This is a genomic window from Sorangium sp. So ce385, assembly GCF_051474135.1.
Taxonomy (GTDB): Bacteria; Myxococcota_A; Polyangia; order Polyangiales; family Polyangiaceae; genus Sorangium; species Sorangium cellulosum_D.
This window is the reverse complement of sequence record NZ_CP150337.1, coordinates 1,613,255-1,632,999: the sequence shown is the minus strand read 5'-3', so window position 1 is coordinate 1,632,999 and position 19,745 is coordinate 1,613,255. Positions and strand designations below refer to the sequence as shown.

Genomic DNA, 19,745 nt, shown 5'->3' with positions numbered 1-19,745 from the left:
GCAATCATGAAGCGTTTATCCCTTCTGCTCCTCCTGGCCTTGCTCGGCATGACCCCGTCGGCCTCGTCCTTCGCCGACGCGGATGAGATCGTCGTCGTCGTCAACCAGGCCAATCCCGTGCGGTCGGCCGGACGCGACACGCTCCGCCCGATCTTCCAGACGACGCGCACGGAGTGGTACGGCAAGTCGGCGGTGCCCGTGAACCTCCCCGAGGACTCCCCGCTGCGGCAGCGCTTCGACATGGCGGTGCTGGGGCTCGATCCCGAGGGGGTCGCCCGCTACTGGATCGATCGGAAGATCCGCGGCGGCGAGCGGCCGCCGCGCAAGGTGCCGACGGCGAGCGCCGTCCTCCGCGCGGTGGGCGAGGAGACGGGCGGCATCGGGTACGTCGCCGCCAGCGATCTCAACCCTACCGTCAAGGTGATCGCGCGCATCCGCGACGGACAGGTGGTGCCGCCGTGAGCCGGTCGAGAGAGGAACGAACGATGGATATCCAGCCTTCTTCCCTGTTGCTGCCCAGCCGCCGCGGCGCCTTGGTCCATGCGCTCGTCGTCACGTGCGTGGCGCTGCTGGCGGGGTGCTGGGATTCCGACCCCTGCGATCCGGGCCAGGTCGTCGTGTGGAACGTCTGCTCCGACCCTCTCCCGCCGATCCCCCCCACCACGGCCAGCGGCAGCGCCACCGGAACGGGGAGCGTCACGGGCACCGGCGGCGGTGAAGGCGGCGCCATGGGTATCGGGGGCAGCGGCGGTGAAGGCGGCGCGACGGGCACCGGCGGCAGCGGCGGCGCCGCGGGCACTGGCGGCAGCGGCGGTGACGGTGGCGCCGCGGGCACCGGCGGCGGGGGTGGCGGCGGCGGAGGTCCCTAGGCTAGAGCGGTTTTCAACTGGGCCTGGCACACCTCCTCGTCTCCCCCATCCGCCATCCGCCTTCCCTCTTCCGTCTTCCCTCTTCCCTCTTCCCTCTTCCGTCTTCCCTCTTCCCTCTTCCCTCTTCCCTCTTCGCTCTTCCCTCTTCCCTCTTCCCTCTTCCCTCTTCCCTCTTCCCTCCTCCGTGCGCGTGCGCGTGCGCGTGCGCGTCTGAAGATCCCGCACATCTTGATCCTTTTCGTCCGCGCCAAGCGTCCGAAAGGAGATGAGAAATTCGGGTTTGTCAGCGGCGGCACAGTCGATCGCCGATGAGTTCCAGGCGGTACAGCTGGGCGATGCTCGCCTTCACGAGCGTGTCCGCCGGATCGTGACGCGGCTCAGCGAGTCCCCTGGGGATAGTCTTCCCGACGCGATGAAGACGGACGCGGAGCTGGAGGGGCTCTACCGCCTCCTCGGCAACAAACGCGTCGCGTATGGTGCGCTCGTGAGAGCGCACGCGGAGCAGACCGTCGAACGCATGGCCGGGCATAGGACGGTCCGTGCGGTGCACGACACGACCGAGTTCGAGTTCGACGGCGAGGTCGAGCGCAAGGGGCTCGGCCCGCTGCGTGGCCGCAGCGAAGCGCGCGGCTTCTTTGCGCACGCGACGCTGGCGGTGGCCGAGGATGCGGTCAACCTGCCGCTCGGTCTGATCGGGCTGGAATGCTGGGCACGCACGAGCTCGCCGCGGTCCGGGCAGCGCAAGAAAAAGCTGAACGGCGGCGACTACGCGCGCATCGACGACAAGGAATCCACCCGCTGGGCGCGGCAAGTGGAGGAGGTCGAGCGAACGGTCGAGGGTCGCTGCTCGCTGGTGCACGTGATGGATCGCGAGGCGGATGCCTACCCGCTCTTGAGCGCGATGAGCCAACAAGGCCGGCGCTTCGTCGTACGCGTTGCGCGTGACCGGCTGGTGTGGGAGCTGGATGACCAGGACGAGCCGCTCGAGGACATCGGCCTGATGCCACTGAGCGAGGCGCTGGGCGAGCTGCCCATCAAGCTGGAGCGCGAGGTCGCGCTCTCCAAACGCCGCGCCAGCTCTGCGCCACGGCAGGGGCGCGCGCATCCCGACCGCCACGCTCGGCCGGCGACGTTGGGCATCAGCGCCACGCGCTTGGCGCTGCGGCGCCCGCCGTACCTGTCCGAGCAGATGCCCCACGAGCTCGGGGTAAACCTCGTGGTCGTGCGGGAGCTCGATGCGCCTGCCGGACAGGAGCCGGTAGCTTGGGTGCTGGCCACCAACGAGCCGATCCAGACCAAGGAGCAGATCGCAGCGGTGGTCGACCACTACCGCGCCCGATGGCTCATCGAGGAGTTTTTCAAGGCCCTGAAGACCGGCTGCTCCTTCGAAACGCGCCAGCTCGAGAGCTTTGAGAGTCTGACGAACGCGCTGGCCCTCTTCGTCCCGATCGCCTGGCAGATGTTGCAGCTGCGCGCGCTGTCGCGGCTCCGACCCAACGCTCCGGCCGACGAGGTGCTCAACCCAGCGCAAACGGCGCTGCTACGGCAGTTTCAGCCCAAGAAGATGCCCACCGAAGGCGCCACCGTGCGCGACGCGCTCTATGCCGTCGCTGGCCTTGGAGGTCACCTCAAGCAGAACGGTGCGCCCGGATGGCAGACGCTTGCGCGAGGCATGCAAACCTTGTTGACGTTGGAAGCCGGCTGGAATGCCGCGGCCGAGATTTCCCGCCAAACTATGGGGAAGATGTGATCAATCCTCAGGCGTGCGCGTGCGCGTGCGCGTGCGCGTGCGCGTCTGAAGATCCCGCACATCTTGATCCTTTTCGTCCGCGCCAAGCGTCCGAAAGGAGATGAGAAATTCGGGTTTGTCAGCGGCGGCACAGTCGATCGCCGATGAGTTCCAGGCGGTACAGCTGGGCGATGCTCGCCTTCACGAGCGTGTCCGCCGGATCGTGACGCGGCTCAGCGAGTCCCCTGGGGATAGTCTTCCCGACGCGATGAAGACGGACGCGGAGCTGGAGGGGCTCTACCGCCTCCTCGGCAACAAACGCGTCGCGTATGGTGCGCTCGTGAGAGCGCACGCGGAGCAGACCGTCGAACGCATGGCCGGGCATAGGACGGTCCGTGCGGTGCACGACACGACCGAGTTCGAGTTCGACGGCGAGGTCGAGCGCAAGGGGCTCGGCCCGCTGCGTGGCCGCAGCGAAGCGCGCGGCTTCTTTGCGCACGCGACGCTGGCGGTGGCCGAGGATGCGGTCAACCTGCCGCTCGGTCTGATCGGGCTGGAATGCTGGGCACGCACGAGCTCGCCGCGGTCCGGGCAGCGCAAGAAAAAGCTGAACGGCGGCGACTACGCGCGCATCGACGACAAGGAATCCACCCGCTGGGCGCGGCAAGTGGAGGAGGTCGAGCGAACGGTCGAGGGTCGCTGCTCGCTGGTGCACGTGATGGATCGCGAGGCGGATGCCTACCCGCTCTTGAGCGCGATGAGCCAACAAGGCCGGCGCTTCGTCGTACGCGTTGCGCGTGACCGGCTGGTGTGGGAGCTGGATGACCAGGACGAGCCGCTCGAGGACATCGGCCTGATGCCACTGAGCGAGGCGCTGGGCGAGCTGCCCATCAAGCTGGAGCGCGAGGTCGCGCTCTCCAAACGCCGCGCCAGCTCTGCGCCACGGCAGGGGCGCGCGCATCCCGACCGCCACGCTCGGCCGGCGACGTTGGGCATCAGCGCCACGCGCTTGGCGCTGCGGCGCCCGCCGTACCTGTCCGAGCAGATGCCCCACGAGCTCGGGGTAAACCTCGTGGTCGTGCGGGAGCTCGATGCGCCTGCCGGACAGGAGCCGGTAGCTTGGGTGCTGGCCACCAACGAGCCGATCCAGACCAAGGAGCAGATCGCAGCGGTGGTCGACCACTACCGCGCCCGATGGCTCATCGAGGAGTTTTTCAAGGCCCTGAAGACCGGCTGCTCCTTCGAAACGCGCCAGCTCGAGAGCTTTGAGAGTCTGACGAACGCGCTGGCCCTCTTCGTCCCGATCGCCTGGCAGATGTTGCAGCTGCGCGCGCTGTCGCGGCTCCGACCCAACGCTCCGGCCGACGAGGTGCTCAACCCAGCGCAAACGGCGCTGCTACGGCAGTTTCAGCCCAAGAAGATGCCCACCGAAGGCGCCACCGTGCGCGACGCGCTCTATGCCGTCGCTGGCCTTGGAGGTCACCTCAAGCAGAACGGTGCGCCCGGATGGCAGACGCTTGCGCGAGGCATGCAAACCTTGTTGACGTTGGAAGCCGGCTGGAATGCCGCGGCCGAGATTTCCCGCCAAACTATGGGGAAGATGTGATCAATCCTCAGGCGTGCGCGTGCGCGTGCGCGTGCGCGTGCGCGTGCGCGTGCGCGTGCGCGTGCGCGTGCGCGATTGCCGCGGAGTCAGCGCGCACGCGCACGCGCACGCGCATGCAGACGCGCACGGAGACGAGAGACGAGAGACGAGAGACGAGAGACGAGAGACGAGAGACGAGAGACGAGACACCAAAGACGAGAGACGAGAGACGAGACACCAAAGACGAGAGACGAGAGACGAGACACCAAAGACGAGAGACGAGACACCAAAGACGAGAGACGAGACACCAAAGACGAGAGACGAGACACGAAGCACGGAAGGTGTCTGCCTTGAACCCGAGCGAAAACCGCTACCCCCGGCCGTCCGTCGCTTCCCGCGTCCGGCCCACGCGCCGCCGAGCGGCGGTCGCCCGCACAGGAGACGGGCCCAGATCGGCGTTTTCGGCGCGCAGGCGTACTCCAGTACGCCGAGCACCGAAAACGCCGAGGTGGGCCCGTATCCGAAGCGGGCGCCCGCCGCTCAGAAGAGGATGACTTTGCCGTCGAGGGGGAGCGGGGACGCGTTCGAGAACACCAGGGAGCTCTCGTCGAAGTCGCCGCTCAACGTGACGAGCACCTCGCCCTTCAGTGTCCTGAAGGAATAACAGCACTGCTGCTTACAGCTCCGGCCCCGGCGCTCCACGTCGCTCGGGTGGCGCAGCTGCGGCAGCTCGGCCTGGAGCGCTATCTGGAACCGGGCGAGGCGGCTCTTCACCTTCCCCATCAGCTGATTGGCCACCTCCCGCATCCAGTCGTCGACGCCGTCGGCCATGGGCGGAACCCCCGTCATGGCGCGAAACACACCCTGGTTCGCGGACAGGGCCAGAAAGCCGGAGAAGCCGCGCGCCGAGAACTCGACCGTGCTCGCGGGATCGGTGTGGAGGCGCACCTCCTCGCGGCTATCCCCGGTATTCGCCGGCGCGATGGCGACGCCGTAAAAGTGAAAGAGCTCCACGGTCGCGCCCTGAACGAGGACGTCGATCGTCCGCACCTTGCGCGACGCAGGCGGCCGAGACGAAGGGGAAGGCGACGGCTCGCTCGGCGGGCTGGAGCGCCCCGGCGAGGACGGCGGGGGCCGCTGCGAGGAGCTCGGGGCGCGGCGATCGGTGCTCGGGCGTTCATGGATGCTGGGCCCGGGCCGCGCCTCGGACTGCCCATCACTCGAGATGCCCCGCCGATGCCCCATGATAAACGCACAGCGTAGCTCATCTATCCCATATGGGGCAATGATGTTCTCAAAAGAGAGGCACGAGCACGCCGCGACACGCGCACCCACGTCGATCGACATCGACGCCACCTGTGGGTATCGCCGATTGCGGAAATTTCACGCGCGGCCGCCGAGACGCAGCGCGCCAACATGGGGCCTGAGGTCGGCTCGCGATTCGGAGTGACGGGCGCGCTCACGCCCTCGGGTATCTGCCGGCCGCCGGCCGTCGAGCGTCGTCACCGACCGCGCCCGCTCCGGGGAGACACCGCGATCTCGGTTACCGGCTCCGGCTCCGGCTACCGGTTCCGGCTCATGACCGAATTTTTCACTGGAGAGCGACGGTGACGGACGCCGCCGGGCGGGAGCCTGCTCCGACGCCGCGCGCCGCGCGCCGCGCGCCGAGGCGCGCCCGATCCGTTCCGAAGAGAGCGCTGCTCGGCGCGGCGCCTCCCGCGGCGACGCGCTCCTGCGCGCCTCTTCCCAGTGGAGCGGAGCGCCCAGTAACGTTGTCGTTCATGGGTGGCGTGGATCGGGACCCCGCCGGGCTCCTCGAGCGGGTGCCAGAGCTCGCGGATCTGGCGAAGATGAACCCCGGCGTGCGCCGGGCGATCGAGCAGGGTCGCCCGCACGCCGTCTACCGGCGGCTCTTCTGGATGCGGTGGCGCGAGCGCCTCCTGCCGCGGCCCGGCGCCGCGGGCGCCCAGCTGCGCGCGCTGCTCGACGCCCTCCTCGCGCGCCGGCGGCTCTTCCTCGAGCCCATGCGGAGGAGCCCCTGGCTCATGACGATGAACGGCGTCGGAGCCACGGTGTACGGCGAGTCCGACCGCGACCCGGAGGACGGCACGTACATCAAGACGCTGTTCTTCGTCTTCCTCTTCGTCCCGCTCTATCCGTTCGGGAGCTACCTGGTCGCCAACGGCGCGGAGGCGCGCTCGTGGCGGTTCATCGCGCGCGCGCCGCTCGGCCCGGCGCTCTACGCCTGGCAACGCGCGGTGGCGCTCGGGATCACCACGGTCGTCGCGCTCGGCGCCTGGAACGCGCTCGCCGCCGCCCGCTATACCACCGTTCGAATCGCGAACGCGCTCCCCTACCCCGTCGAGGTGAGCGTCGGCGACGCCTCCATCCAGGTGCCGGCGCAAGGCCTGGAGCGGCTCGAGGGCCGCGTCGGGCGGAGGCCCGTCAAGGTCACCGCCCGAGGGCGGACGATCGAGGAGGGCGAGCTCGACGTCCCGCGCGGCACCGACGTCGTCGCGTGGAACGTGCTCGGGCTCGCGCCCATCTACCAGCTAGAGGTGCGGTATACGGCCGACCGCAGCGCGAGCTCGCGCGACGACGCGGCCCCTACCCTCTTTTGCGGGCAATCGGCCGTGATCGTGGACGACGTCGACTTCGTCTTCGAGCCGCCGCCCGAGCAGCTCAGCATGCCCAAGGGGGAGTCGTTCATCTCACGCACGCTCGTGACGATGGCGCCCGTGGAGCCGGGCGGGTGCGCCTTCGCGCTCGTCGGCGCAGGGAAGGCGGCGCTCGGCGCCGAGCTCGCGGCGCGCTACGCGGAGCACACGGACTACGACGTCCCGGCCTCGGAGCGGGCGGTCGGGCTCCTGATGAACGCCGAGGACGAGCAGGGCGCCGCCGCCGTCGCGGACAGGGCGCGGCGCGCCCACCCGGATTCCGTCGAGCTTCACCGCCAGTACCAGAAGGTGATGACCATGGTCGGGCGCCGCCACGAGCTCATCGACGAGTACAAGGGCCGTCACGAGGGCGACCCGGGCTCGGCGGACGCGGCGTACCTCTACGTGCGGCTGCTCTCCGGGCCGGCCGTGAACGAGGCCCTCGCCGGCATGCTGGAGCGCTTCCCGGATCACCCCTACCTGCTGCGCACGCTGGCGTACCAGGCGAGCCACGACGGGAAACATCAGCTCGCCCTCGACACCCTGGAGAAGCTGCGCGGCGTCGATCGCGCCCTCGCCGAAGACAGCGTCGCGCTCGAGGTGACCGCCGCCGTCGGGCTCGGGCAGGTGGAGCGGGCGCGGAGCCTCGTCGCCGCCGCCCTCGCCGCGAGCCAGGAGAGCCCGCTCGAGCGCCGCGAGCTCGCCGAGCAGGCCCTGCTCCTCGCCCGGCTCGAGCCGAAGGCCTCGATCGAGCGCGCGCTCGATCCGCTCCGCGGGAAAGGCGACGAGGAGACGGCGCTGCTGCGCCTCCGGGCGCGCGTCGACGCGGGGCTCGAGGTGAGCGCGCCCGAGCTCGCCCGGGTGAGCGACCCGGCGCTGCGCAGCGCCCTCGAGCTCGCGGTGCTGTTGCGCGCCGATCCGCGCGCGGCCGTCGCGCGCCTGACCGGCGCCGAGAAGGCCGTCTTCCACCACCTGTCCCTTCCCGTCTGGGTGCTGCTCATGGCCGAGGCCGTCCACGCGGAGGGCGCGGGGGCCGCGCTCGCGAAGCTGGAGCAGGCCTCGCTGCTCGGGCGCGCGTTCACGCGCGGGCTCATCGAGTACGTGCGCGACGGGACCCGCTTCTCCGAGATCGACGATCTGCCGGACGCGGTGCGCGCCGCCCTGCACTTCGGCCGGGCCCGGCACCGCGCCCTCGCCGCCGAGGAGCGGCAGTCGCTCCTCGCGCTGGCGCGGCGCGAGGACGCCCTGCACGGCGCCGTCAGCGTCGCGATGGAGTCGTGGCCGCCGTGAGGCCGCGCGGCCTGGCGCACCGCGCCGCGTGGCTGCTCGGCATGGCGGTGGGCTTTTACCTGCTCGCCGCCGGGATCGCGCTCGGGCTCTTGTGGGTGCCGTACGCGCAATCCGAGTACGGCGGCGGCATCGAGCCGTCCGGCTTCCTCTGCGGCGCCGGCGCGCTCTGGGTCGCCTGGGGCCTGGTCCCGCGGCGGCCGCGCGCCCAGGACCCGGGCGTCCCGCTCGGCGAGGGCCGGCACCCGCGCCTCCAGTCGCTGATCCGCGACGTCGCCGCGCGCACCGGCCACGCCACCCCGGCCGACATCTACCTCTTCCACGACGCCAACGCCTTCACCGCGGTGCGGCGCGAGGCGTGGCTCCGGAGCCGCACGGTGGTGGGCGCCGGGCTCCCGCTGCTCGCCTGGCTGAGCCGGAGCGAGCTCGAGTCGGTGATCGCGCACGAGTTCGGGCACCACGTCTCGGGCGACCTCGCGCTCGGCCCCTGGGTGCACAGGACGCGGCGCACCATCGGCGGCGCCCTCGACCACCTCGACGGCTCGAGCTTCTGGCTGCACCTGCCGTTCGTCGCGTACGCCGAGCTGTTCGTCCGCTCGAGCTCGGGGATCTCGCGCGCGCAGGAGCTCGAGGCCGACGCGGTGGCCGCGCGGATCGCCGGGCGCGGGCCCACCGCGCGCGCGCTCCGGATCACGCACGAGAAGGGGCCGCTCTGGACCGCCTACCTCGAGATGGAGGTGCTGCCCGTGGTCGCCGCCGGGCGCTTCCCTCCGCTGCTCGAGGGCTTCCGGCTGTTCGAGGGCGCCGTGGCCGCGGAGCAGGGCGCCCTCGCCGAGCGGCGGGCCGAGCGGGCGGGCGAGACGTCGTCGGTCTACGACACGCACCCGTCGCTGTCGGAGCGGCTCGCCGCGCTCGGCGCCGAGGCCGGCGGGCCGGAGCCGGGCGCGCACTGCCTCGACCTCCTGGACGACGTCGGCGCGGCCGAGGAGGCCGTCCTGCGGTCGCTGCTGATCGACCCGTCGCGGCCCCTGCCGCGCATCGCGTGGGCGGACGTCACGCGCGAGGTGTGGCTGCCGCGCTGGCGAAAGCAGCTCGAGGCGCACCGCGCGCATTTCCGAGAGCTCTGCCCGAGCCAGCTGCCCGAGGCGCTGGCGCAGATCGACGCCTGGGCGGAGCGCACGCGGGTGGGCCTGGCGCTGCTCTCGCCGGCGGCCGAGCGCCGGCGGATGACGGGCCTGTTCAGCGTCTGGCTCGCCGCCGCGCTGGCGGAGCTCGGGTTCGAGCTCGACGGCCTGCCCGGCGCGCCCGTCCGCGCCCGCCGCGGCGAGCACGCGCTGGAGCCGTTCCTCGTGGTGCGGCGCCTGCTCGACGGCAAGCTCGACGCCGACGCGTGGCGCGCGCGCTGCGCCGAGGCGGGGGTGCCGTAGCCATCAAGCCTCCGGGCACCTCGTGGGCCGCGCTACGCGTCCCAGACGGTGGCGACGAGCGCTGTCCGCCGGATCACCGCATCCTTCGAGAGGAGCGGCGTCCTTCGATGGATCGCCTCGGCCACGATGAGCCGATCGAAGATGTCCGGGATCGCGGTCAACGTGTGGCTGGCGAGCACGACCTCCGGGAGCAACGACAGCAGCCGGTAATTGTCGCTGGTGCGCATCGCCTCTAGCCGCGGTAGCAGGTGCGCCATCGCGATCCCGGGCAGGCGTCCGCGCTCGACCACCATGATCGTCTCGGCGACAACCACGGCCGGCACGTGGATGCGCGCGGCGCCGGCGTCGGCCGCCGCGAACGCCGCAAGCGCAGCGGTCCCGAGGCGGGAAGGCGCGTACATGCTCCACACGAGCGCATGGGTGTCCGTCACGTACTCGACACACTCGGTCGTCACGCCTCGTCCTCGGGCCCCTCACCCGCATCGAGGCCCTGCGCCCGCTCGCTGCGAAGCTCTGCGAGCGCGTCGGCGACCGGGTCCCCTTCGACCGATGGCTGGACCGCGCTTCCGAGCGAACCGAGCACACGCACGAGCTTGCGCTCGTTGGATGGCACGGCGAGGACGATCACCTCCGCTGGCCCTGGAGGGAAGTCCGCTGGGAGCTCCACGGCCACCCGGTGGTCCTCCGCCACGTTCACGTTGAGCTTGGTTGCATGCATGGCGAGCCCCTCCAGCGAAACGGGAGTCGCGAGCATACCACGGCGTTCTCAGGGCACGGCGCACGCGGCTCACCGCTTCGGCCGCGGCCGCTCCCCGGCCGTGGCCGCGGCGAGCCAGCCCCGGAGCGCCGCGATCTCCTCGCGCGCCGCCGCGCCCGGGAGGTGCACGAAATGGTAGCGATAGCCGTCGAGCGCCGGGCCGAACGGCTGCACGAGGGCGCCGCTCTTCAGGTCGTCGGCGACGAGGACGAGGCTGAGGAGCGCGACGCCCTGCCCCGCGATCGCCGCCTGGATCGCGTGGGCCTCGTCGGAGAACGTGGTGCCGCCGTCGTCGCGGACGCCGGAGAGGCCGGCGCGCTCGAGCCACAGGCGCCACGTCGGCGTGTCGCGCTCGACGCGCCGCCACTCGAAGTGGAGCAGCGGCGCGCGGCGCAGGTCCTCCGGGCGGCGGACGGCGAGCCCGGGGCTGCAGACCGGCGCGAAGCGATCGGCGATCAGCGCCTCGGCGGCGAGCCCGGGGTAAGGGCCGCGCCCGTACCGGATCGCCGCGTCGGCCTCGCCCGCGGCGAGGTCGACCGGCTCGTCCGACGCGTGGAGCCGCAGGTCGAACCCGGGGCACGCCTCGCGGAAGGCCGCGACGCGGGGCACGAGCCACTTGGCCGTGAACGCGGTCGTGGCCGACAGGGTGATCCCGCGGCGCGCGCGGCGGGCGGTCAGCTCGTCGATCGCCCTCGCGAACGCGTCGAACCCGTCGCGGAGCACCGGATAGAGGCGCTGCGCCTCGCGCGTGGCCACGACCTGCCGCGCGTGGCGCTCGAACAGCCGGACGCCGATCGTCTCCTCGAGCAGCCGGACCTGGTGGCTGATCGCGGTCGGCGTCACCCCGAGCTCCCGGGCGGCCCGCTTGAAGCTGAGGTGGCGCGCGGCGGCCTCGAAGGCGCGGAGCGCCGTGAGCGGCGGGAGCGTTCGCATGCGGGGGAGATAGCTGATTTTGGCTCATCTCTCAGCTGAGAATTACTCGTTGGTCATCCGCGCGCGGCGGCCCATATTCATCGCGTGAACGCGCAAACCGGCGCCGCCGCGGCGCTTTGATAGGTGAAGGTCGCTCATCCCGGATCGACCCCGCTCGGCGGCGGGCGGCGCACCCACCCCGCTCAGGAGACAGGCCATGTCCACGATACTGCACATCGACTCGAGCGCTCGTCCGGGCGGCTCGGACGCGATCCGCCACGGCTCTCACACCCGGCGCCTCACCGCCCGCTTCATCGCGCGCTGGCGCGCGGCGCGTCCAGGCGACGAGATCCTTTACCGGGACGTCGGGCAGAGCCCGCCCTCGCCCGTGACGGGCCGCTGGATCCAGGCCGCGTTCACGAAGCCCGACCGGCGCGAGCCGTGGATGTGGCACGCGCTCGCGGAGAGCGACGCGCTCGTCGACGAGCTCCTCGCCGCCGACATCGTCGTGGCCGGCGTGCCGATGTACAACTTCAACGTGCCCGCGCAGTTCAAGGCCTATATCGACAACGTCGTCCGCGTGGGGCGCACGTTCGGCTTCGACCGCTCGCGGCCGGGCGAGCCGTACTGGCCGCTCCTCGACGGGCACGGCAAGAAGCTCGTCCTCCTGACGTCGCGCGGCGACCACGGATACGGCAAGGGCGGGCGGATCGAGGCCATGAACCACGTCGAGCCGAGCGTCCGGACCGCGTTCGGCTACATCGGGATCACCGACGTCGAGTCCGTGGCGATCGAATACGACGAGTTCGCCGACGAGCGGCTCACGGCGTCGATCGCGAGAGCAGAGCTCGAGGTGGACGCCCTCGTCGACCGCCTGCTGGCGGCGCGCCGAGCGGCGGCCGGATCGCCGCCCGCCCGTCGAGATCTTGCTCATGCGCCCGCGCGGGGCGGGGTCCACAAGGAGGTTGACAGCGGAGAAAGTTCCAGGATTCCCTGAACGCGCGATGCTGAAGCGCAGAGATTTCCTTCGAGCCACCCTCGTCACCGCCGGCGCGCTGGTCGTCCCGGCCTGCGGCGATCCCGAGATCGTCAATCCGCTCGGCGCCGAGCCCGGGCGCGAGCTCGCCGACGGGTCGGCGTACTTCCCCCAGTCGGTCGCCTCCGGCGACCCTCGCCCCGGCAGCGTCGTCCTCTGGACCCGCGTGCAGGACGGCGAGGAGGACGTCGATCTCGAGGTCGAGGTCGCGACCGACGCCGAGTTCACGCAGCGGGTGGCGCTCGACGCCGGGCAGGCGAAGCTGAAGGCGCTCGCGCGGCACGATCACTGCGTCAAGGTGAAGGTCCGCGGGCTCGCGGCGGGCACGGTCTATTACTACCGCTTCATCTACGTGAAGGGCGACACGGGCTACGTGTCTCGCGTGGGGCGCACCAAGACCGCGCCGGCCGAGAAAGACGACGTCAAGGTCCGCTTCGCCTACGTGTCGTGCCAGGACTACATCGGGCGCTTCTACAATACCTACCTGGCGCTCGCCGAGGAGGAGCTCGACTTCTTCGTCCACCTCGGCGACTACGTCTACGAGACGACCGGCGATCCGAGCTTCCAGAGCACCTCCGGGCGCCGCGTCGTCTTCACCGACGCGGCCGGCGCCATCGACCTCGGCGAGGGCGAGAACGCCTATCAAGCGGCCAGGTCGCTCAGCAACTACCGGGAGCTCTACAAGACGTATCGCTCCGACGCGAACCTCCAGCGGGTCCACGAGCGCTTCGCGATGATCGCCACGTGGGACGATCACGAGTTCTCGAACGACTGCTACGGCGCGACGGCCACCTACTTCGACGACCGGGAGGACGAGACCGACGTGGACCGCCGCAGGGCCGCGAACCAGGCCTGGTTCGAGTACCAGCCCGTCGACTACGGCGACGAGGTCGAGCAGGACCCCGGCGCCTCGCTCCCGGACGATTTCCGTATCTACCGCGACTTCGTGTTCGGCAAGCACGTCCACCTGGTGATGACGGATCTGCGCAGCTACCGGCCGGATCACCTCGTGCCCGAGGGCGCCTTCCCCGGCAAGGTGGTGCTCGACCAGGCGACGCTCGTCGAGCAGCTCGAGGAGCTCCCCGAGTTCGCCATGCCCTACGTGACGGATATCGAGACGTACGAGGACGGCCTGTACGCCTCGGTCCTCAAGGAGGCCGCGGAGGCCGCCGGCTACGACGCCGCCGACGTGACGGGCGATATCAGCGTGCTCGTCATCAACCAGATCGTCGCCGGCGTGAACGAGGGTTTGCCGGAGGACATGCAGATCCCGCTCCTCTCGGCCGCGGCGGCGGAGTCCCTCGATCGGGGCATCGCGTACGTGGATCTCGGCAAGTTCAGCGCCCACGGCGCGGTCGGGGCGCGCTACCTCACGGTCAAGGACACGTTCGAGCTCTACGCCGCCTTCCGCTACGAGGAGACGCAGGGCGCGAGCGAGGACGTGATGGGCGCCGAGCAGGAGGCCTGGTTCCTCGAGACCATGGAAGGCTCGAAGGCGACCTGGAAGATCTGGGGCAACGAGTTCTGCCTGCTCCCGCTCGCCGTCGATCTCTCCCCCTTCAGCATCCCCGATCAGTTCAAGCGCCGCTTCACCATGAACGTCGACGCCTGGGACGGGTTTCCCAACAAGCGGAACGAGCTCCTGGAACGGCTCGTGGAGGTGGGCGGCGTCGTGGCGATCACCGGCGACATCCACGCCTTCTACGCGGGGACCGCGGGCCTCGCCGGCGACCCCTCGAAGAAGATCGTCGAGCTCGTGGGCGGCGCGGTCTCGTCGGGCGCCTTCCGCGAGCTGCTGATGAGCCAGGTGACCGGCGATCCGGTGCTGGGCTCGGTCCCGGGGGCCGCGCTGCTCGCCGCCGGCATCGACGATCTGCTCACGTCGACCGAGACGAAGGTCAACCCGCACCTCGCGCACGCCGACAGCAACGCCAACGGCTACGTGGTGATCGAGGCGAGCGGGGAAGAGCTCGTGGCCGAGATGCGGCGCATCCGCGCCGCCGAAGCGCTGATCGACTACGCGGAGAAGCGCGACGAGCTGGAGATCGAGAGCAAGCGCTTCCGCACCCTGCGCGGGGAGAGCGAGCTCTACCTGCACGACCGCGGCGCCTGGAAGCGCTGGGACCCCGACACGCAGGCGTGGATCTGAGCCGGCGCGCGCGGGATGCGCCGGCGCGCTGCGCGCTGGCGCCGCGGCGGGATCACGGCGGGACGAGGGGGATCTGCGTCTCGAGCGGATCGATCCCGCGCAGCACCGCGGCGCCGTGCGGCCCGGCGCGGCGACAGGCCTCCTCGACCGGGAGGCCGTGGGCGAGGTGGAAGGTGAGGGCGCCGGCGAAGCTGTCGCCGGCGCCGTAATCGCCGAGGACGCGGTCGGGCGCGGGCGGCGCGTCGACCAGCGCGGCGCTCCCGGGGCGGAGGACGCGGACCGGGCGCGGGCCGTCGGTGAGGACCAGCGCGCCGGGGCGAGGGTCGTAGGCGTCGAGCGGGGCGTTCTCGCGCGGGTCGGAGGCGCTGCCGAGGACGACGTCGGGCGCGACCGCCGCGGCCCGGAGCGCGGCGCCCCTGCGGGCCGTCACCACGAGGCGGCGCGCGGCGCGCGCGAGGCGCAGGCTCTCGGGATCGGCGCCGGTGAAGTACGCGGCGTCGCAGCCGGCGAGGATCGACCAGGGGAGCGGGTCGGTCGCGGCGGGCTGGAGCGGGGCGCCGGTGACGATGATGGTGCGGCGGCCCTCGGCGTCCACGACGACGACCACGCGCGGGTGATCCACGGCGCGCACGGCGGCGTGGACGTGGACGCGGCCCGGCGCGACCCGGATGCGCGCCTCGACGGCGCGCGCCGCGGCGTCGTGGCCGAGCGCCGTGAAGAGGTGGATCTCTGCGTCGCTGCGGCAGAGCTGCGCGAAGGCGAGGCCGCCGCCCCCGCCGGGGAGGAAGCGCGCGTCGAGCAGGTGCACGATGTCGCCCGGCGCGGGGACGCCCTCGGCGCGGCCGAGCGTCACGTGCTCGACGTGGCCCACGACGGCGATGCGCGGCGCTGGCATGAGGGGCGACATAGCACGGCGGCGGGGGGAGGCGGGAGACGCCGGGATTTGGGGCGTGCGTCGCGCCGGGATTTGGGGCGTGCGTCGCGCCGGGATTTGGGGCGTGCGTCGCGCCGGGATTTGGGGCGTGCGTCGCACGCGAGCACGAGGAATCGCGCACGCGCACGCGCACGCGCACGCAGAGGGGGACGAAAGACGGGGACGGGGGACGGGGGACGGGGGACGGGGGACGGGAGACGGGGGACGGGGGACGGGAGACGGGGGACGGGGGACGGGAGACGGGGGACGGGGGCGCGGGGGGAAAGGGCGGTGAGGGCTGTCAGAAGCCGGAGGGACGCGGCGTAGGAAAGGGGGTGGCCCGAGAACTCATGTGCAGAGGAGATCATCCCCATGTCCCAGGACGCATTCGACAGACCCATTCCTCCCCCAGCGTCACGCCTCGCCGCCGCGCTCGCCGCGGGCTGCGAGAGGACGGGCGCGTCATGAGGCGGCTCGGCAAGAGCGCGCTCCCCGCGGTCCTCGCCGCGCTGGGCCTCTGCGCGAGCACGGGAGACGCGCGCGCGGCCGAGGGCGCCACCGCGTTCTGGAACAACGCCTTCGAGGTGCAGGTGGGCGACGGCGCGCTCACCCGCGGCCCGGGCTGGGGGTGGAGCGCCGGCGCGTCGTCGGTCCAGCAGATCGAGGCGGGCGACGGGTTCGTGGAGTTCTCCACGAACGAGGCGGACCGGACCAAGATCGCCGGGTTGAGCCACGGCGATGACAACCAGGCGTTCTGGGACATCGATTACGGGCTGCTCCTGCGCGCCGACGGGGGCGTGGAGGTCCTCGAGCAGGGGTCCGGGAAGGGCTACTTCGGGACCTACCAGGCCGGCGACATCTTCCGCGTCGAGGTGTTCAATGGCCAGGTGCGTTACCGCAAAAACGGGGTGGTGTTCTACACGAGCGCCACGGCGCCGACCTACCCGCTCGGGCTCGACGCCAGCCTGCACGACGAGGGCGCGACCGTCACCAGCGCCCAGGTCACGAGCTGCGCGGCCGGCGACACGAGCTGCATGCCGCCGGGGTTCTGGAAGAACGTCCGCTACGCCCCGGCCAACGGGACCTTGCTGACGCGCAGCCCCGGCTGGGGCTGGCACGCCGGAGCCTCGTCCGTCGAGCAGATCGAGGCGGGCGACGGGTTCGTGGAGTTCTCCACGAACGAGGCTAGCCTCCAGAAGATGGCGGGCCTCAGCAACGGCGACGCCGATCAAGGCTTCGGAGACATCGATTACGCCGTCTACCTGCGCGCCGACGGAGGCCTGGAGATCTTCGAGCAGGGGGCTGGGAAGGGCTATTTCGGGACCTACCAGGCCGGCGACGTCTTCCGCGTCGAGGCGTTCGAGGGCCAGGTGCGCTATCGCAAGAACGGGCTCGTGTTCTACACGAGCCACACGCCGCCCACCTACCCGCTCGTGCTGGACACCAGCCTGCACGACGAGGGCGCGACCGTCGCCAGCGCTCAGGTCGCGAGCTGCGCGGCCGGCGACACGAGCTGCATGCCGCCGGGGCTGTGGAGGAACGTCCGCTACGTCACCGCCAACGGAGGCTTGCTGACGCGCTCCGCCGGCTGGGGCTGGCACGCCGGGGCCTCGTCGGTCGAGCAGATCGAGGCGGGCGACGGCTTCGTGGAGTTCTCCACGAACGAGGCGAACCTCCAGAAGATGGCCGGGCTCAACCACGGCGACGGCGATCAGGGCGTCGGGGACATCGATTACGCGGTCTACCTGCGCGCCGATGGAGGCCTGGAGATCTACGAGCAGGGCGTTGGGCAGGGGTACTTCGGGACGTACCAGGCCGGCGACGTCTTCCGCGTCGAGGTGTTCAACGGCCAGGTGCGCTACCGGCAGAACGGGATGGTGTTCCACACGAGCAACACGGCGCCGACCTACCCGCTCGGGCTCGACACCACCCTGCACGACGAAGGCGCGACCGTCACCAGCGCCCAGGTCATGAGCTGCGCGGCCGGCGACGCGAGCTGCATGCCGCCGCAGGAATGGAAGAACGTCCGCTACGCCACGGCGAACGGGAGCCTGCTGACCCGCGACGCCGGCTGGGGCTGGCACGCCGGGGCCTCATCGGTCGGGCAGATCGAGGCGGGCGACGGCTACGTGGAGTTCTCCACGAACGAGGCGGACCTCCAGAAGATCGCCGGCCTCAGCCACGGCGACATCGACCAGGGCTACGGGGACATCGATTACGCGATCTACCTGCGCGACGACGGAGGCGTGGAGATCCTCGAGCAGGGCGTTGGACAGGGCTACTTCGGGACATACCAGGCCGGGGACGTCTTCCGCGTCGAGGTGTTCGATGGCCAGGTGCGCTACCGCAAGAACGAGCTAGTGTTCCACACGAGCAACGCGGCGCCCACCTACCCGCTCGGGCTCGACACGAGCCTGCACGACGAGGGCGCGACCATCGCCAGCGCGCAGCTCGTGAGCTGCGCGGCCGGGGACACGACCTGCATGCCGCCGGGGCTGTGGAGCGACGTCCGCTACGTCACCGCCAACGGGGGCCTGCTGACGCGCAACGCCGGCTGGGGCTGGCACGCCGGGGCCTCGTCGGCCGAGCAGATCGACGCGGGCGACGGCTATGTGGAGTTCTCCACGAACGAGGCGAACCTCCAGAAGATGGCGGGCCTGAGCCACGGCGACGCCGACCAGGGCTACGGGGACATCGATTATGCGATCTACCTGCGCGCCGATGGAGGGCTGGAGATCTACGAGCAGGGGTACGCACAGGGCTACTTCGGGACCTACCAGGCCGGCGACGTCTTCCGCGTGGAGGTGTTCAATGGCCAGGTGCGCTACCGCAAGAACGGCCTCGTGTTCCACACGAGCCTGACGGCGCCGACCTACCCGCTCGGGCTCGACACGAGCCTGCATGACGAGGGCGCGACCGTCGCCAGCGCCCAGGTCGTGAGCTGCGCGGCCGGGGACACGAGCTGCATCGCGCCTGGGTTCTGGAAGAACGTCCGCTATGCCCCGACGAGCGGGAGCTCGCTGACGCGCGTCGCGGGCTGGGGGTGGTACGCCGGGGCCTCGTCCGTCCAGCAGATCGCGTCGGGCGACGGCTACGCGGAGTTCTCCACGAACGAGACGAACCGGTACAAGATGGCGGGCCTCGGCCACGCCGACACGGATCAGGGCTACGGGGACATCGATCACGCGATCTACCTGCGCGGCGACGGGGGCCTGGAGGTCGTGGAGCACGGCTATGTCCAGGGCTACTTCGGGACCTACCAGGCCGGCGACATCTTCCGCGTCGAGGTGCAGGGCGGCCAGGTGCGCTACCTGAAGAACGGGACCGTGTTCCACACGAGCAGCGCGGCGCCCACCTACCCGCTCGAGCTGGACACGAGCCTCCACGACGAGGGCGCGACCATCACGAACGCGACGGTCTCGGGCGCCGGCGGCGGGGGGGACCCGACCACCGGCTGCGGCGAGGTGGGGCCGGGCGATGAGCTCAGCGACACGAAGACGCCGACGTTCTGCAATCACCCCACCACGATGCCGAACGGCGATGCGCCCCCCATGGGCCAGTACTTCGGCCACACGTGCACCTCCGTCGTGCTCCAGACCGTCTATTACACGCACACCTCCGGCAACCACAGCGGGCTCGATTTCTCCGTCCCTGCGCGCAGCCCCCTGTACTCGGTCGGCTATGGCAAGGTCATGTGCGCCGGGCCGAACGCCTGCACGAACCGGTACCCCATCGCCCGCGGCGCGCCCTCGCAGATCGATCTCACGATCCGCTATGGCTCGGTGTACGTCATCTACGGCCACGCCGCGTCGAGCCTCGTCGCGGAGGGTGATCTCGTCGTCCCGGGGCAGGAGATCGGCGAGTCGTCGGACTGGCCGAACAACGACCACCTGCACTTCGAGGTCCGCCGCGTCGCCGACAACAAGGCGCCGAATCCGGTGCCGTTCTTCTCGCAGGACATCCGGAGCTATCTCGAGGGCACCGTCACCGACGCGCACTTCTGCACGGGGCACTTCGACGATCAGGCGGACGTGGGCTTCACGTCGCACACCCAGCTCGACGAGCGGCCTTGCACCGACGCGAACGACGGGACGACCGGCCCGATCCGCTGCGAGGGGGTGTGCACCCAGTACAGCATCGAGGACTGCGAGGTGAAGACCTACCCGAACGGGCGCAAGGAAGTGCACGAGTACTGCAGCGTCTTCGACTGCGGCGGCGGCGCCTTGGTCTGCGGGCTCCGCCGGAACACGGCCGCCCAGGCGTGCCAGTGACGCCCGCGCCGTGACGCCGCTCCCCCACACCGCCCGCTGAGCCGAGCTCGCCGGCGCCGCCGCCTCAGGGCCGCGCGGCGCCGGCGAGCGAGCCGCTCACCGGGCCCGAAGCACAACGGCGCCGCTGGACAGCTCGCGCGCCGAAACAGAGGA

Annotated in this window: 14 protein-coding genes; 9 read left to right on the top strand and 5 right to left on the bottom strand. The window is 71.1% G+C overall.

The annotated features are described in order from the left end of the window. Positions 1-6: 6 nt before the first annotated feature. The 4 genes from WME83_RS06075 (at position 7) to WME83_RS06060 (ending at position 4,204) form a co-directional block, all read left to right on the top strand. Complete coding sequence (locus tag WME83_RS06075) at positions 7-462, top strand: hypothetical protein (RefSeq protein WP_437318305.1); 456 nt, start codon at positions 7-9, stop codon at positions 460-462. A gap of 23 nt (positions 463-485) precedes the next feature. Next, positions 486-869 carry a hypothetical protein gene (locus tag WME83_RS06070; RefSeq protein WP_437318304.1) on the top strand — a complete coding sequence of 128 codons (384 nt, stop codon included), beginning with the start codon at positions 486-488 and terminating at the stop codon, positions 867-869. A gap of 280 nt (positions 870-1,149) precedes the next feature. Next, the gene (locus WME83_RS06065; protein ID WP_437314353.1) at positions 1,150-2,619 is read left to right on the top strand and encodes an IS4 family transposase; all 1,470 of its coding nucleotides are present in this window, start codon (positions 1,150-1,152) and stop codon (positions 2,617-2,619) included. Between the two features lie 115 nt (positions 2,620-2,734). Beyond that, complete coding sequence (locus tag WME83_RS06060) at positions 2,735-4,204, top strand: IS4 family transposase (protein ID WP_437314353.1); 1,470 nt, start codon at positions 2,735-2,737, stop codon at positions 4,202-4,204. 519 nt (positions 4,205-4,723) lie between these two features. Here WME83_RS06060 and WME83_RS06055 read toward each other — a convergent pair. Next, positions 4,724-5,233, bottom strand: a complete 510-nt coding sequence (locus WME83_RS06055; protein WP_437318303.1) for a chemotaxis protein CheX — start codon at positions 5,231-5,233, stop codon at positions 4,724-4,726. A 731-nt stretch (positions 5,234-5,964) separates the two neighbouring features. On the opposite strand from WME83_RS06055, the gene WME83_RS06050 reads away from it, so the two are divergent. Beyond that, positions 5,965-8,130: a hypothetical protein gene (locus tag WME83_RS06050; protein WP_437318302.1), complete on the top strand. Its 2,166-nt coding sequence runs from the start codon at positions 5,965-5,967 to the stop codon at positions 8,128-8,130. Beyond that, positions 8,118-9,554, top strand: a complete 1,437-nt coding sequence (locus WME83_RS06045; protein WP_437318301.1) for a M48 family metalloprotease — start codon at positions 8,118-8,120, stop codon at positions 9,552-9,554. The genes WME83_RS06050 and WME83_RS06045 overlap by 13 nt, the downstream gene beginning before the upstream one ends. Positions 9,555-9,586: 32 nt before the next feature. Here the strand turns inward: WME83_RS06045 and WME83_RS06040 are convergent, their stop codons facing one another. From WME83_RS06040 to gcvA, 3 genes are all read right to left on the bottom strand, one after another. After that, positions 9,587-10,009 (bottom strand): type II toxin-antitoxin system VapC family toxin, encoded by a 423-nt coding sequence (locus WME83_RS06040; RefSeq protein ID WP_437318300.1) that lies wholly within the window; start codon positions 10,007-10,009, stop codon positions 9,587-9,589. Next, positions 10,006-10,272, bottom strand: a complete 267-nt coding sequence (locus WME83_RS06035) for a hypothetical protein (RefSeq protein ID WP_437318299.1) — start codon at positions 10,270-10,272, stop codon at positions 10,006-10,008. Before WME83_RS06035 ends, WME83_RS06040 begins: the two co-directional genes overlap by 4 nt. Positions 10,273-10,341: 69 nt before the next feature. Continuing rightward, entirely contained in the window at positions 10,342-11,244 is a 903-nt protein-coding gene (gcvA, locus tag WME83_RS06030) for a transcriptional regulator GcvA (protein ID WP_437318298.1), read from the bottom strand. Positions 11,245-11,440: 196 nt separating this feature from the next. On the opposite strand from gcvA, the gene WME83_RS06025 reads away from it, so the two are divergent. Both WME83_RS06025 and WME83_RS06020 read left to right on the top strand, forming a co-directional pair. Continuing rightward, positions 11,441-12,220 (top strand): FMN-dependent NADH-azoreductase, encoded by a 780-nt coding sequence (locus WME83_RS06025; RefSeq protein ID WP_437318297.1) that lies wholly within the window; start codon positions 11,441-11,443, stop codon positions 12,218-12,220. 7 nt (positions 12,221-12,227) lie between these two features. Further along, positions 12,228-14,408 carry an alkaline phosphatase D family protein gene (locus tag WME83_RS06020; RefSeq protein ID WP_437318296.1) on the top strand — a complete coding sequence of 727 codons (2,181 nt, stop codon included), beginning with the start codon at positions 12,228-12,230 and terminating at the stop codon, positions 14,406-14,408. A gap of 52 nt (positions 14,409-14,460) precedes the next feature. Here WME83_RS06020 and WME83_RS06015 read toward each other — a convergent pair whose 3' ends face one another. Further along, complete coding sequence (locus tag WME83_RS06015) at positions 14,461-15,303, bottom strand: PfkB family carbohydrate kinase (RefSeq protein ID WP_437318295.1); 843 nt, start codon at positions 15,301-15,303, stop codon at positions 14,461-14,463. 482 nt (positions 15,304-15,785) lie between these two features. On the opposite strand from WME83_RS06015, the gene WME83_RS06010 reads away from it, so the two are divergent. Further along, positions 15,786-19,592, top strand: coding sequence for a M23 family metallopeptidase (locus WME83_RS06010; RefSeq protein WP_437318294.1), 3,807 nt, complete (start codon positions 15,786-15,788; stop codon positions 19,590-19,592). Positions 19,593-19,745 lie beyond the last annotated feature (153 nt).

What these genes read in the sequence shown, in the direction of transcription:
- WME83_RS06075 (WP_437318305.1), top strand. Translation starts at nt 7, where the DNA reads ATGAAGCGTTTATCCCTTCTGCTCCTCCTGGCCTTGCTCGGCATGACC.
- WME83_RS06070 (WP_437318304.1), top strand. Translation starts at nt 486, where the DNA reads ATGGATATCCAGCCTTCTTCCCTGTTGCTGCCCAGCCGCCGCGGCGCC.
- WME83_RS06050 (WP_437318302.1), top strand. Translation starts at nt 5,965, where the DNA reads ATGGGTGGCGTGGATCGGGACCCCGCCGGGCTCCTCGAGCGGGTGCCA.
- WME83_RS06035 (WP_437318299.1), bottom strand. Translation starts at nt 10,272, where the DNA reads ATGCATGCAACCAAGCTCAACGTGAACGTGGCGGAGGACCACCGGGTG.
- gcvA (WP_437318298.1), bottom strand. Translation starts at nt 11,244, where the DNA reads ATGCGAACGCTCCCGCCGCTCACGGCGCTCCGCGCCTTCGAGGCCGCC.
- WME83_RS06025 (WP_437318297.1), top strand. Translation starts at nt 11,441, where the DNA reads ATGTCCACGATACTGCACATCGACTCGAGCGCTCGTCCGGGCGGCTCG.
- WME83_RS06020 (WP_437318296.1), top strand. Translation starts at nt 12,228, where the DNA reads ATGCTGAAGCGCAGAGATTTCCTTCGAGCCACCCTCGTCACCGCCGGC.
- WME83_RS06015 (WP_437318295.1), bottom strand. Translation starts at nt 15,303, where the DNA reads ATGCCAGCGCCGCGCATCGCCGTCGTGGGCCACGTCGAGCACGTGACG.
- WME83_RS06010 (WP_437318294.1), top strand. Translation starts at nt 15,786, where the DNA reads ATGAGGCGGCTCGGCAAGAGCGCGCTCCCCGCGGTCCTCGCCGCGCTG.